The sequence below is a fragment of the Gilliamella sp. BG7 genome, assembly GCF_046635565.1.
Taxonomy (GTDB): Bacteria; Pseudomonadota; Gammaproteobacteria; order Enterobacterales; family Orbaceae; genus Gilliamella; species Gilliamella apicola_P.
The window spans coordinates 16,255-30,629 of the sequence record NZ_JBIDFB010000012.1; the positions used below are offsets into that span (position 1 = coordinate 16,255).

The window sequence follows — 14,375 nt, forward strand, 5'->3', positions numbered from 1 at the left end:
TATAATAACTTGCCTTATATTCAAGCCTATTTAAGACTTTTTGTATAATGCTAGAATCTCGTCAATTTTTTTTCGTCCTTTACCGGCACAGCTAATTGAACGTCGCATTTCTGTTCGATAAAGCTCGCTTGCCTTGCTGTATAGGTTCATTGTGTAATCAGTATAATGATTGGACACAAGCACAGGGATATTTTTTTTATATGCCATAGTTTCAGCTAATTCCGACAAGTTTTTATGTTCTTCAAATCCAAATATATTTGAATAATAAGCCGTAAATCCAGCTGATTCATTCGGGGGTATATAAGGTGGATCACAATAAATTACTGAATTTTTTGCCGCTTTCTTCATTACTTCGTGGTAAGGTGCACAAATAAATTCTGCCCTTTGAGCTTTTTCTGCAAAAAAATAAAGTTCTTTTTCAGGAAAATAAATTGTTTTATACCGCCCAAACGGTACGTTAAATAGTCCATTGTTATTATAACGACATAAACCGTTATAACCATGCCGATTTAAATAGACAAATAAAAGCGATCTAATATACTGATCTTTACTTCCATTAAATACTTCACGCAGCTGATAAAACGCATCTGGACGATTATTCTGAGCAACAAATAGTAATCTAAGGTCACGGATAAATTGATCTGGACTTAATTTTAATAATGTAAATAATGAAATTAAGTCATGATTGATATCCGCTAAAATATAACTTTTGTAGTTGGTGTTTAAAAACACGGAACCAGCTCCAACAAAAGGCTCTATTAGTTGATCGCCTTCTGGTAGATACCGTTTAATTGTTTCCACAAGTTCATATTTTCCTCCAGCCCATTTTAAAAAGGCTCGTTGCTTCTTCAACGGATACTCCTATTTGTCGTTGATCGGATAAATAAACAATATCCTTGGTTATTTTGCGGCTTTTTCTTTATTAATTGTTGCACTAGATTTGACCCATGGTTTGTCTTTTTGTAGTGCACTCGGTAAAGACTTGATTGCTTTATGTGCTTCTTCAGATGAAGAGTAATTACCTTTAATTAGAACATACCATTTTTCATTATTACGTTTAGTTCCATAAATTTGATAGTTAGTTATTTTATGTTCGTTAATCAATTTTTTTAGACCGTCAACTGATTTTGATGCAGCAAGTTGAATACTATAACTATTATTGTCTAGTTTTAAATTATTTGCTGAAGTAACAATTTCATCAGTTTTATGATGAGGTATTTTTTTATCAAAGTTGTTTTTATTTGTGCCAGTTTTAGTTGAATTCGCATTCTTTTTAACGTTATCTGAACTAGCAATGCTATTAATATTTGGTCGTGTTAATGGCTTAGCCTGATTATGGTTTAGTTCATGTGTGTATTCCTGATTAATGATTGGTTCTAAATTGCCATTTTTATCATGAAGTAATTCAAAATGCTCGTTACTTGATTGATTAATTTGTGCTTCTGAGCCTATATTTTGTATTGAATCCATTTGCACTGCATCCAGTGCTAGATCATCTTGACTTTGAGTTACCAAATCATCTGGTACTTGTGATGTTGCAACACCATTATTCTCCGGCAGTGTTAATGGTGTTGGTTTATCTTCTTTTGAAGATTTAAACAAAATCAAGCTAAGCAATAACAGAATGACCACAGTTGATAGAATAACAATGATTAACTTTTTATTAAGAAAATCTTGCAGTATTCTTGATAATTTTAATGAGAGTATAATGTCTTTATTAGATTTTTCAGATATATAACGATCCTCTTTATCTACACGCATTCTCACTCCTTAACCTATTAATAGGCTTTTTGCTTCGCGATAATTTCCTACCAAGTAAAATAATGGTTTAAATTTGCTCTATTTTATCAATAATATAACCAGCAACACCTTTTGCACTTTGTTCATCGGTTTTAATTGTAATATCGGCAATTTCTTCGTAAAGTGGTTCACGTTCACTAGCAAGATTTTCATAAAGTTCACGTGGTGTGTTACTGCCTTGTAATAATGGTCGGCGTTTATCTTTTTGTGTTCTTGCCATCTGTTTTTCAATGGTTGTTTCAAGATAGACAACGATTCCACGAGCGGATAATCTATTTCGTGTCTCTTTAGATAAGACTGAACCCCCACCAGTTGCAAGAACTACACCTTGTTTTTCAGTCAATTCGTTAATGACTTTTTCTTCTCTGGCACGGAATCCCTCTTCTCCTTCTAGGTCAAAAATCCATGCAATATCAGCCCCAGTACGTTTTTCAATCTCTTGATCTGAGTCAAAAAAATCCATGCCTAACTGTTGTGCAATTTGTCGGCCTATTGTGCTTTTTCCTGCCCCCATTGGGCCAATTAGAAAGATATTTCGCTTTTCTGCCATTGTTGTTTCATCATCTATTAATTTTGGTTAAAAATATACAACACAATGCCAACTTATTATGATTTATGAAATCATTCGTCTTATCACTGTGTAACTTTTCTTGGATCTCCGTCTAACGACAAAAATTTAGGTCGGTAATTATCTCAATAGATAGTACCTTTTGGCAATAGGTATTTATCAATACTTTTAGCTAATACCAGCTTGATGCAAATCATGAATGTTTAAAACGCCTACTAATTCACCTTTGCAATTAACGACCGGGGCGGCGGTTATATTATGATCATTAAATGATTTTAACACTTCGACTGCTTTCCAGTTTTCGGGAATGCAATGACCCGGACTAGTCATAACGCCCATAATACTATCTTGTAATGTACCATTTTTTAATAATAATCGACGTAAATCACCATCGGTAAATACCCCAATTATTTTATTATTATCTTGGCAGATTGCAACTAAACCAACACCTGTACGGCTTAATTCTAACATGGCATCCATAACGGTTGCATTTTGCGGTACTTTAGGAATTCGATCACCAGTTCGCATTACATCTTTGACATGATTGAGTAATTTAGCACCTAAACTACCTGCAGGGTGGGAGCGTGCAAAATCTTCCTCTTTAAAGCCTCGTGCTCGCATTACTGCAATTGCTAGCGCATCCCCTATTAATAATGTATTAGTTGAACTAGATGTTGGTGCAAGCCCCATGGGACAAGCTTCTTTCTCAATTGAAATATCAAGAATTGCTTGGGCTGATTTAGCGAGTGGCGAATCCAATCCTCCAGTGATAGCAATAACAGGTACCTGCATTTCAATAAGAATTGGTAAAATAAAATTGAATTCCTTAGCGCGACCTGAGTAAGAAATTAAAATGGCTACGTCGTTTTGAGTTATCATTCCTAAATCGCCATGTAAGGCTTCCGATGGATGCATAAAAAAAGCAGGGCTTCCTGTACTAGCTAACGAGGCGGCAATCTTTTTTCCTATATGTCCAGATTTTCCGATACCCGAAACAACGACTTTACCTTTGGTGGTTAAAATAAGCTGACATGCGTTAACAAAATCTCTGCCAAGTCGATTTGGTAATTTTTGTGCTTCGTGTATCTCTAATTCAAGAAGCTCTCGACCATATTGTAATAATTTATCCATTTAATTAGCCTATTGAATAAAATGAGTCATCTGTGAATTTATAATCAGGATGCAAGGTTGAAATGATTATAAAAACTGAATAGGTATTAGTTTAACAATTAATGTTTAAATATTCAAAAAAGTATGCATTTTAGCCTTAATATTTGCTAGTTACTTTTTAATAAGCTAAAAACCTAAGGCGACTTTAATTCCTAGTGTAATTAAAATGCCTCCTAGTAATTTATCAATTATAAATTGAATTTTAAAGTAACGTCGTTGTACACTTTATTCTTTGAAAAATAAAGACGATAAAAAGCCACCAAAAAACACCTTCAATCCAAATAATAAACGCAACGATTAGCTTATCAAGTGTTGATGATTCTGCATTAAGCACTTGAGTAAAGGTAGCTAAAAAAATAACGTTGCTTTAGGATTAAGTAAATTACATAAAAAACCTTGCATAAAGGCTGATTTTTTTGAAATTGGCTGCGTGAGTTGTGGCTTACCAATATAGGTGGTATTCAGATTTTGAGCGAGTAGTGCCTTTATGCCAAGCCATATTAAGTAAGTGGCACCCGCATAGCGTAAGGCGTTATAAAGTAGTGGAGTTGTGGTGATAAGTACTGCAATGCCCGCAATACAATAGCTCATATGAACTAAGATGGCGATGATGACGCCTAGGCAAGAGAGCAATGCCATCTTGTGGTTATAGCTTAAGCTATTTTTTAACACCAAAAAAATCAGGTCCAGGTGAGATCATACCTAAAAAGCTGACTGTAGAGACAAAAATTAATGTATCAAACGTCATTATTCATGCCTATTTAAATACTTGTGCCGAATTATTGAGCGTTGCGATATTAGATTTATTTTGTTCAATAAACTGTTTTTTATCAAAATTAGGTTCAGTTAAATAGTCAGTCAAAAATTTAGCGTTAGTTTTGACTTGGGCTCCATTTAAAATTAAACGAGGTAAGTCAATCTGATAAATAGTCTGCCCAGTGTTTTTTTGTAGATCTTGCGTATGTGCATTTGTTAATAAATAAAGTTTGCGTTCTGTTTCTGAAAGACGATTGATTGTTGGTGTGCCTGCTCCCATCATTAAATGATCTGGAAAAATATAAAATACAGTATCTTCTAATACACCTTCGTCTTTTAGATGTTGGATAAAAATTCCCAAATTATGATCTAGTGAAGCAGCAACGAAAGACATATTATCTGATTTTGGTGAAATAACCGATTTCATTCTTTCATCATCAAAACCATTTGGGGCATGAGTTGAAACAGTTGAAATAAATAAAGCAAAAGGTTTTTTTGTTTTGCGCATTTCAGTAATTTGTTTTTGCGCTACATCAAAAATGTCCTTGTCATACAGCCCAAAAGGTGCTAGTGGATATTGGTCGACATAGTTTTTTTCAGAAATGACTTGCATACCAAACAGTTCTGCTGTGTGACCAATACCAGCAAAATCAGGGCTAGCCATTACATAACGGGTTTGATAACCCGCTTGATTAAGAATATCGCCTAGGCTAACTAGATTGGTCTTTTCTGCGCGCATTAGTGGTGATGTTGTGTAGCCACCAATTAGAAAGGGCATACCGGTCATATAAGTGTACATTGATGCGGTAGTCCATGAGCTTCCTGGACTCATGGGCATATTAGCAAAAAAGGTATAATTTTGGCGAAGTTTTTGTAAATTAGGGGTAATATCCTCAAAATCGAAAAAGCCTTGTTCAAATGATTCTAAAGATAAAACAATAATATTTTTACCTTGATAGCTAACAAGCTGATCTTTATTGGTATAGTGAGTCATATTAAGTGATTGTAACGCCTGCTCAAATGGCTCACGAGGTGCGCTTGTAACTTGATAGATTTCGTATAAGCGACTGAATGGACCATTATGGTAACTGATGGATACTATTGCCACAAAGGCTAGTAACAGACGAAACACTAAATGACATTTACGTTTGCATAAATCTGCGAGTTTTGATAGCAAAAAAATAAGGGCAAAAAAGACAACGATAACTAAGACTGCTTGTAATTTAAAAATAAATAGCCCTTCGATTATGTCATTAATGTTTAAATTTACATAAAACTGATAATCAATAAAGCCACCACTAAAATAGATAGAAGTTAGCTCCATTACAATAAAGATTGTTAGTAAAATTATGCTTAACATTTGCCATTTTGTCTGTTTAAAGAGTGAGGCAAAAACAATTGTAATAATAAAAAGTGGCAAAACAATTAATGTCGATAGTGGCATAAGATTTGTTACTCAATATATTCAGAACTCAATTTTGCCTAAGTATATACTTAATGCATAAAAAAATAAAAATATCGGTTAATGTTATTTTATTCACAGGTTTATTTTCTTAATTTAATTTATAAAATAGTATTAAAAATAAGCGCCCTTATCACGATTTTGCTCGTTATAGCCAAAAAGTTATGAAAATGTCAGCAGGGCGATTTATTGATTAATGGGTTTATTTATTAACTGAATTGTTATATTAAAAGTGGATTACAACCCATTTCGATCATAATTTTATTGAGTTTTAATAATGGCAACCCAACTAATGAATTAATATCATCACCTTCAAGTTTATCAAACAGGGTGATGCCCAGTTCATCACATTTAAAACTACCAGCACATTGTAGTGGCTTCTCTTTGCTAATGTAGACATCAATTTCTGAATCAGTTAAATGCCGAAAAGTCACCTTAAATGGTTCGCAAATAGTAGTTTGTTGTTGTGTTTTGGTATTAATTACTGCCATACCAGTATAAAAATAGAAAGCTTTACCGCTGCTTTGTCGAAGCTGTTTACGGGCATTATCAATTGTATGCGGTTTGCAAACAATATTACCGTTTAACACACCAACTTGATCAGAGCCAATAATTAAACTATCAGCAAACTGCGTCGCTAATGATTGGGCTTTAAGTTTTGCTAGTCGAACCACCAATTGCTTAGCTGACTCACCTGCTAGGGGTGTTTCGTCACAAATTGGCGGTACACACTCAAAAGGGATAGCTAATTTTTCGAGCACTTTTTTACGGGATATAGATGTTGATGCTAATATGATTCTCATTTTAATTATCTCTTAAAATCCAAGCAAAAGGGTGTTCATTAAACCCGATATGACCATAACGATCAACTATGTGTTCTAACTAGATTTTTATAATTGGATTGATAAATAATATAGCTCATGTTGATCTCCATCATAAAATGAATAAAAAATAATTAAAGATTAAATTTAAAATGAGTATCATACTAGCTAGGTAAAATCTATTTTAGCTTCACTGAATATATAATTGAATCTTTAACAAAGTAAGGGGGAGTTATGTACAAAAAAATTCTAGTTCCTATCGATGTGCTTGAAGACCAATTAACCAAGAAAGTGATTCCACATGTAGAGTGCTTAGCCAAACTGTCCAATGCCCAAGTTATCTTTTTTCATACATTACCAGTTGCCTCAGCCATTGTGAATGTTTACTCATTTGGTTTTGACGAATTTAAGGATAAAGCTACAGTACAAACGGAAAAAGACTTGCATAAACTTATTGACTCGATTGATTTACCGCGTGAAAATGTATCCTTTTCTATTGCATTTGGTAATCCAAGGGATGAGATTCTCCGTTTAGCGGAAGAAATTCAACCCGATTTAATTATTCTAGGCTCACGTCGTCCTAATATCTCAACTCATCTTTTAGGATCTAATGCTTCTGGGGTGGTTCGTGGTGCTAAAACTTCGGTGTTAGTTGTTAGGTAGGATGATTAAGTTTTGTTGAAAAATTAAATAAAATTAGGTGAATATCCCAATGAATTCTTTTTAAATATTTAGAATTACAGGTTTCGGGTGTTATAAACTTCAGTGATCATTTCTATACGATGACAACACCCGAATTAAACCAGTTATACCACAGCCTTTAAAAACAATCTAAGGAGATATGTTTACATACCCAAGAGTAGCTTAAGTCATCGCTCGGTTTTAACATACTAGTTGTGAATTATTTAGGACATTGTAAAATCATGCCAAACATCTATGTTTAGCATACTAACATCGTATTAGTGCCCAGTACCCTCTAACGGCTATTTTGATATTCGGGTGGATTAGCTGTTTTCCAGCTCCGTCTATTAATGTTTTACAATAAAACAGCAGTGAATCTGTTTGTTGCGTTTAAAATCCAGCGAAAGGGTTTTATTATTAATTTCTTGATAGGTGAGCCCCAGATTCTGCATACCACTACTATCCATTTTAAAACTACGCTTATTGTTGGAGAAAATGATAGTATCATTAGGTCTTAACAGACGTTTTAAATCCGTCATCAATTTTAGATGATCACGCTGAACATCAAAGGTATTATTCATGCGTTTCGAGTTTGAAAATGTGGGCGGAAAGATAAACATTAAATTGAATTGAATTGTTCATCAGCTTAAGATAAATAGAGCAAAACAATCCGCCTGAATTAATCGATGTTTTTACTCGTTAAATTATTTTTTTTAAATTGCGAATCATTTCTTTAAATAGATATAAGTGACGAGCAGAGTAAATTTAACGTATCAACAAAATATACAATCAATATTATTATGGAAAATAGTCAATCTTTTGTTTATTAATGATTCGAACCGTTAACTCTGTGATAGCGATGATGAGTGCCGAGCGTATCATTTGTTGATAGCGATTTTGGTAAATGGAAGATTTTAAAGTATCGACAATACCTGATTGTTTTACTTTTTCGTGTTGCGATTCCCAGCTTGGTGGTAATACCATATCATGTAATAAGCTAATAGGACCTAAAATTTCATCATCTAAATAAGTGTATTGTTTGTCGTCTAGCTCTAGTTCGTCCAAAACAGCAATCAGTAGCTCTATATCTTCGTAATCCTCACGAGAAATAATACCCAACACATAAAGCAGTTTTAGGCACACTGAAGTATCATTAAGCGGTCCATTTTTACCCACCAATGAGGGAATAACAAATTTAATGGCGTGAGGCTCTTTTCGGAAGACTTTAAGAATCAATTTGTTGACATTATCATTAATCAATTTAATGGCAACTTTTAGCAAGCTGTGAATATCAGCTTGCTGGTTGAGTTTTTCTAATATTATATCTTCTTGTAATATCGATTCTGGCATTGAGAATTAGACAAATTGATGATCTTGCATTGCAGTATAAATTTCTTCAACCTTCATAACAATAGAATTATTAACATCAATACCAGAGATTTCACAAAAAGCTTGTTTAACGCCTTTTTCAGTAATGAGTTTTTCTAGTTTAACTGCTTGCTCATCATCATTATTACGATAGTTAAGCGCAGCAGCAACTCCAATTAGTAAGTTAGTATTTTTAACTTGATATTCAAAGGTGCCAAGTAATGGTTTTATTAAACGATCGTCTGCGCCTAATTTACGAATTGGCTGACGACCAACACGTGCAGTATCATCCTGTAAATAAGGATTTTCAAAGCGGGATAATATTTTTTCAATATATGCCATGTGTTTTTGCTCATCAAAATTGTAACGTTTGATAAGTACTAACCCGCTCTCTTCCATGGCTCCGCGTACAATTAAACGAATACGTTCGTCTAAAATTGCATTACGTATTGTGCCAATACCATTATAAAATCCTAAATAAGCAGTTATTGCGTGACCAGTATTAAGTGTAAATAACTTACGTTCCACAAAAGCCATTAAATTATCAACGGGTTGCATGCCTTTAATAATTGGAATAATACCTACAAATTGTGTTTCATCAACAATCCATTCCGAGAAAGTCTCAACAGTCACTTCTAGTATATCACCTGTTTTTGATGTTGCAGGTGGTACAATACGATCCACCGCAGAATCGACAAAACCGATATGGGCGTTTGTCCATTGCTGAAGTTCTTCTGGTAGCGCTTTAAAGATTTCTTGTTTAAATTGGCTGGTACCTCGTACCATGTTTTCACAAGCAATAATATTAAGTGGCTTACTGTTACCTCGATTATGTCTTGCAATAATTCCTTGGGCTATCGTTGGAGCAATACGCGCTAAAATTTGTGGACCAACGGCAGTGGTGAGTAAATCAACGCTGGCAATATAATCGATCACTTCATTAGAGGTGCTATTAATTCCATCAACATTTTTAACTATCTCAGTGGTAGATTGCTCGCCAACAACATTTACCTGATATTCATGACGAGTGGCGATGGCATCAATAATTTCCTGATTGACATCAGCAAATGTAACTTGTACACCAGCATCGGATAGTAATTTGCCGATAAAACCTCGTCCAATGTTACCTGCGCCAAAGTGTAGTGCTTGCATAATAATAATCCTTAACTTTATAATTTAATTTGAAATAATTCACTCTATTTCCCGTGTAAAGTGGGAAGTAGAAATAGGTTAACTTAGTATTGCTAAAACTTCCTCAATATTATTTGTCGTTGCTAATTTTGCAATAATAGTTTCATCATCTAATGCATTAGTCAGTTTTGCTATGACATCAAGATGTTCATTATTGTGAGCAGCAATACCAATCACAATTTTTGCTTTATCATCTTCTCCATCACCAAATTGAACCCCAACAGGGTATTGGCAAAATACGATACCAGTTTTAATAACATCGTCTTTTGATTCAATAGTGCCATGTGGAACGGCTATTGATTCTCCTAAATAAGTTGATGTTAATTTTTCACGCTCTAGCATTGCTTCAATGTAAGTTGGTGTGACATAACCATTATCAACCAATTTTTGCCCTGCAAAACGAATGGCTTCTTCTTTATTTCTAGCGGTTAACCCTAAAAAGATATTTTGTTGTGATAATTTAAATAGCGGAATAGTATCAGTCGTTTGATTGTTTTCTAATGTAGTTTCTATTGTGGCACTACTTGCTTGAGAACTTAAAAGATCCGCCACGAGTTGGCTATATAATTGACTATCTAAAAAGTTAGTTAATGAAATATGATGTGCATTTGGTGCATGTTGTTTTGCTCGATCAGTTAAATCTTTATGTGTGATAACAATATCAACATCATCAGGTAGATTATTAATCGCAACATTAGTGACAAAAATATCCAAATCAGCATCTTGAACTTTTTTACGTAATACACCTGCGCCCATAGCACTTGATCCCATTCCTGCATCACAAGCTACTATGATTTTTTTCACTTTAGCAAGATCAAGTGTACCATTTACAATTCCTTTTGATTCATTTTTCATTGCAGAAATATTCGATTTTGCCTCTTCAAGGCTTTTATCTGCTTCTTTGGTGGTTTTTAATAAAATAGCGGAAACGATAAAAGTAACCATTGTTGCTGCAATGACAGAAATAATTACGCCAAACATTGATGATTTTGGAGTGACCGCAAGAACGGCGATGATTGATCCTGGCGATGCTGGTGAACTTAAACCGGCACCAAATAGTGTTAAAGTAAATACTCCGGTCATTCCACCTAAAATCACTGCAATAATAAGGCGAGGGTTCATTAATACATATGGGAAATAAATTTCATGAATTCCCCCAAAGAAATGAATGATTGCTGCACCACTGGCTGAACTTTTTGCAGAACCTTTACCAAGCAACATATAAGCAAGTAATAAACCTAATCCAGGACCAGGATTTGCTTCGATTAAAAAGAAAATAGATTGAGAATGCTCTGCTGCTTGTTGAATACCTAATGGTGAGAATATACCGTGGTTAATTGCATTATTTAAGAAAAGAATCTTGGCAGGTTCAATAATAATTGAAGTTAAAGGTAGTAAGTTATGCTCAACTAGGAAATTAACAGCAAGAGTTAATTTACTTGATGCAACAACGACAGAAGGTCCAATTGCAAAAAAAGAAAGCAACGCAAGTAGCATGCCAATAATACCAGCTGAAAAATTATTGACTAACATTTCAAAGCCACTTTTGACTTTTCCGTCTATGGTTTTATCAAATTGTTTTATTACCCAGCCACCAAGTGGTCCGACTATCATAGCACCTAAGAACATCGGAATATCTGCACCAACAATGACCCCCATTGTCGTAATTGCACCGACAACGGCGCCTCGTTCACCGTGAACTAATTTACCGCCAGTATAACCAATCAACAGTGGTAATAAGTAAGTGATCATCGGGCTAACTAACTTGGCAATGGTTTCGTTTGGGTACCAGCCCGTTGGAATAAAAATAGCGGTAATAAATCCCCAAGCAATAAATGCGCCGATATTTGGCATGACCATATTACTTAAAAATCGTCCAAAATTTTGAACTTTTAATTTGATGTTTGAACTTGTCATAATATAAAACTTTCCTTATTGATTGTATAATCATCATGCTGTTATTGTAGAAGGATTTAGTTATTCAATTCATTAAAAAAAATTGATAAGTGTGATGAGTATCACATTGTTAAAATGGGTCTATTTTTTATTTTTGTGATTAAGATCACTCTTCTGGAAGGTGGTAAGAGAAAAATATACTAAAACGTATAGTTACCTGAAACTTTTTTACAAGATTGAATTTTATTATTAGTGATTACTGCTTATATATTATTTAGCAAATCAAACCCAGCTGAAATGGTTTAATTTTGTTGAATGTTTTATTTTGTCATAATTTTAATAAATTAACCGCCTTATGGCGGTTTGTGTTTATTGATGTTTTACAATAAAACAGCAGTGAATTTGTTTATTGCGTTTAAAATCAAGCGATAGCGTTTTATTGGTAATTTCTTGATAGGTTAACCCTAGGTTTTGCATACCGATACTATCCATTTTAAAACCACGCTTATTATTCGAAAAGATAATTGTTCCATTAGGGCGTAACAAGCGTTTTAAATCGGTCATCAATTTTAAGTGATCACGCTGAACATCAAAGGTATCGTTCATCCGTTTCGAGTTTGAAAATGTCGGCGGATCGATAAAAATTAAATCGAATTGCTCATCAGCTTGAGATAAATAGAGCAAACAATCCGCCTGAATTAATCGATGTTTTTTACCTGTTAAACCATTTTGTTTTAAATTACGATCTGCCCATTCCAAATAGGTGCGAGACATATCGATCGTGGTGGTTGATTTTGCTCCGCCAAGTCCAGCATAAACCGTTGCACTACCTGTATAGGCAAATAGGTTTAGAAAGTCTTTTCCTGCACTCATTTCACCAATCATTTTTCGTGCTAAGCGATGATCTAAAAACAATCCTGTATCTAAATAATCGGTCACATTAACCCAAAATGTGGTTTTGCGCTGATTAATCGGGTATTCATGGACTAAAAAATAGTCCTGTTTTTGTCCTAGTTTTTGGTATTGCTGTTTGCCTTTTTGCTTTTCTCTTGTTTTTAATACTAACTGATCGGCGGTAAGCTCAAGCACTGACATGGTGGCATTTATAGTATCAAAAAGCCGTTGGCGAGTTTTTTGTGGATCGATGTTTTTTGGCGCTGCGTATTCTTGCATCACTATTTTATCTTTATAACGATCGATAGCGACATTGTATTCAGGCAAATCTGCATCATAAAGCCGATAGCATTCTAGTTGTTCTTGGGTTGCCCACTTTTCTAATTTTTGCTTATTTTTGCGTAATCGGTTAGCAAAATCCACAGCTGGAATAGTGGAATTTGTGATTGCTTCTTCAGTATTACGCTTAGCAATGACATAATTTTTTTGTAGACAGTCGAGAGGGCCATTTTTTGCTTTGAATTGTCTTTCTGCTCTCATTTGTAAGCAATCTAACAATTGTGGCGCACCGCTAAATAATGATAAACGCCATCCACCAAAATTTTGTTTGATTTGTCGACCAAGTGCCGTATGCAAAGCAATAAGCGCAGGTTCACTTTCTAAGCGTTCTCCATAAGGTGGATTACTGATGATCATGCCTACTGTTTCAGTTGGCAATGGATTGGTCAGTTGAGTCACATCTTGCATCGAAAAAGTAATTAAATCCCCTACACCTGCTTGGAGGGCATTTTGTTTGGCTCGTTCAAGTACCGTCGCATTATTATCATAACCGATAAATGGTGTGTTTGTTTTAGATACGTTATGTTTTGCGGTGAAAAGCAATTTGTTCCACAATGTCGGGTTAAAGCCTTTCCAAGCAAAAAATCCCCACTGTTTACGATGTAAACCAGGAGGGATTTGTGATGCGATCATTGCCGCTTCAATTAGTAATGTACCTGAACCACACATCGGATCGAGCAATGGCTCAGTTATTTTCCAACCAGAACGCATAATAATAGCTGCCGCTAGGCTTTCTTTTAGTGGGGCTTTCCCTGTTTGCTCTCGATAACCACGCTCATGTAAACTATTACCACTTAGATCTAAAGATAGTGTGACACGGTTTTTATTTAAATAAGCATGAAGTCGAATATCGGGATCTTGTTTTGCTACATTAGGACGTTCATTAGTATGACGCAAAAAGTGATCAACAATCGCATCTTTGATCTTTAGCGCACCATATTGACTATTACGGATAAACTCGTTTACGCCAACAAAATTAATCACGAAAGAGTTATCAACAGCAAAAATATCTGGCCATTTAATATTAAACACACAAGAGTACAGATCCAAATCGCTATAGATGTCGAACTCGGCAATAGGTAGTAAAATGCGAGATGCCAAACGCGACCATAATAATGATTGATATAGCGTTTTTTCATCGGCATCAAAATAAACACCACCTTGCGCAATTTTACAATTAATTGCACCAATTTGTTCTAACTCTTTTTTTAATAACTCTTCAAGCCCACGAGATGTACTGGCAAATAGCGTTTTCATGCATAACTCACTTAACAATAAAATTGTTGGCATTATACCGACTAATTGCAATAGTGGGAAATAAAGGCTGAGATTAGTTAGATGAATATTGGGTTAGTTTATTAATAGTCAGAAAAGTTTGTTGTACTGTTTTAGGGGATAGTTACAGTTGGAGCCCCTCAACCTTGTTCGT

Annotated in this window: 11 protein-coding genes and 2 pseudogenes; 1 reads left to right on the plus strand and 12 read right to left on the minus strand. The window is 34.6% G+C overall.

Annotation, left to right across the window (positions count from 1 at the left end):
* Positions 1 to 30 precede the first annotated feature (30 nt).
* From ACGH49_RS08595 to ACGH49_RS08625, 7 genes and pseudogenes are all read right to left on the minus strand, one after another.
* Complete coding sequence (locus tag ACGH49_RS08595; RefSeq protein WP_065606625.1) at positions 31 to 852, minus strand: Dam family site-specific DNA-(adenine-N6)-methyltransferase; 822 nt, start codon at positions 850 to 852, stop codon at positions 31 to 33.
* A 48-nt stretch (positions 853 to 900) separates the two neighbouring features.
* Positions 901 to 1,761 carry an SPOR domain-containing protein gene (locus ACGH49_RS08600; RefSeq protein WP_065606627.1) on the minus strand — a complete coding sequence of 287 codons (861 nt, stop codon included), beginning with the start codon at positions 1,759 to 1,761 and terminating at the stop codon, positions 901 to 903.
* Positions 1,762 to 1,828: 67 nt separating this feature from the next.
* On the minus strand, positions 1,829 to 2,350 hold the full coding sequence (gene aroK / locus ACGH49_RS08605) for a shikimate kinase AroK (protein WP_065606629.1): 522 nt from the start codon (positions 2,348 to 2,350) through the stop codon (positions 1,829 to 1,831).
* A 186-nt stretch (positions 2,351 to 2,536) separates the two neighbouring features.
* A complete protein-coding gene (gene gutQ, locus ACGH49_RS08610) occupies positions 2,537 to 3,499 on the minus strand; it encodes an arabinose-5-phosphate isomerase GutQ (RefSeq protein WP_411589020.1) in 963 nt (320 codons plus the stop codon).
* A 165-nt stretch (positions 3,500 to 3,664) separates the two neighbouring features.
* Positions 3,665 to 4,286, minus strand: a pseudogene (locus ACGH49_RS08615) (LysE family translocator).
* A gap of 9 nt (positions 4,287 to 4,295) precedes the next feature.
* A complete protein-coding gene (locus tag ACGH49_RS08620; protein WP_065606633.1) occupies positions 4,296 to 5,738 on the minus strand; it encodes an LTA synthase family protein in 1,443 nt (480 codons plus the stop codon).
* Between the two features lie 239 nt (positions 5,739 to 5,977).
* Entirely contained in the window at positions 5,978 to 6,559 is a 582-nt protein-coding gene (locus tag ACGH49_RS08625) for a Maf family protein (RefSeq protein ID WP_411589021.1), read from the minus strand.
* 252 nt (positions 6,560 to 6,811) lie between these two features.
* Between ACGH49_RS08625 and ACGH49_RS08630 the strand changes: the two genes are divergently transcribed.
* On the plus strand, positions 6,812 to 7,240 hold the full coding sequence (locus ACGH49_RS08630) for a universal stress protein (protein WP_065561310.1): 429 nt from the start codon (positions 6,812 to 6,814) through the stop codon (positions 7,238 to 7,240).
* Positions 7,241 to 7,605: 365 nt separating this feature from the next.
* Here ACGH49_RS08630 and rlmL read toward each other — a convergent pair.
* The 5 genes and pseudogenes from rlmL to rlmKL form a co-directional block, all read right to left on the minus strand.
* Positions 7,606 to 7,890, minus strand: a pseudogene (rlmL, locus tag ACGH49_RS08635) (23S rRNA (guanine(2445)-N(2))/(guanine(2069)-N(7))-methyltransferase); the annotation flags it as partial.
* A gap of 166 nt (positions 7,891 to 8,056) precedes the next feature.
* Entirely contained in the window at positions 8,057 to 8,608 is a 552-nt protein-coding gene (locus ACGH49_RS08640) for an MltR family transcriptional regulator (RefSeq protein WP_065589499.1), read from the minus strand.
* Positions 8,609 to 8,614: 6 nt separating this feature from the next.
* On the minus strand, positions 8,615 to 9,778 hold the full coding sequence (locus ACGH49_RS08645; protein ID WP_411589022.1) for a mannitol-1-phosphate 5-dehydrogenase: 1,164 nt from the start codon (positions 9,776 to 9,778) through the stop codon (positions 8,615 to 8,617).
* 78 nt (positions 9,779 to 9,856) lie between these two features.
* Positions 9,857 to 11,734 (minus strand): PTS mannitol transporter subunit IICBA, encoded by a 1,878-nt coding sequence (locus tag ACGH49_RS08650; protein ID WP_411589023.1) that lies wholly within the window; start codon positions 11,732 to 11,734, stop codon positions 9,857 to 9,859.
* A 348-nt stretch (positions 11,735 to 12,082) separates the two neighbouring features.
* Positions 12,083 to 14,203, minus strand: coding sequence for a bifunctional 23S rRNA (guanine(2069)-N(7))-methyltransferase RlmK/23S rRNA (guanine(2445)-N(2))-methyltransferase RlmL (rlmKL, locus tag ACGH49_RS08655; RefSeq protein WP_411589024.1), 2,121 nt, complete (start codon positions 14,201 to 14,203; stop codon positions 12,083 to 12,085).
* Positions 14,204 to 14,375: the final 172 nt, after the last annotated feature.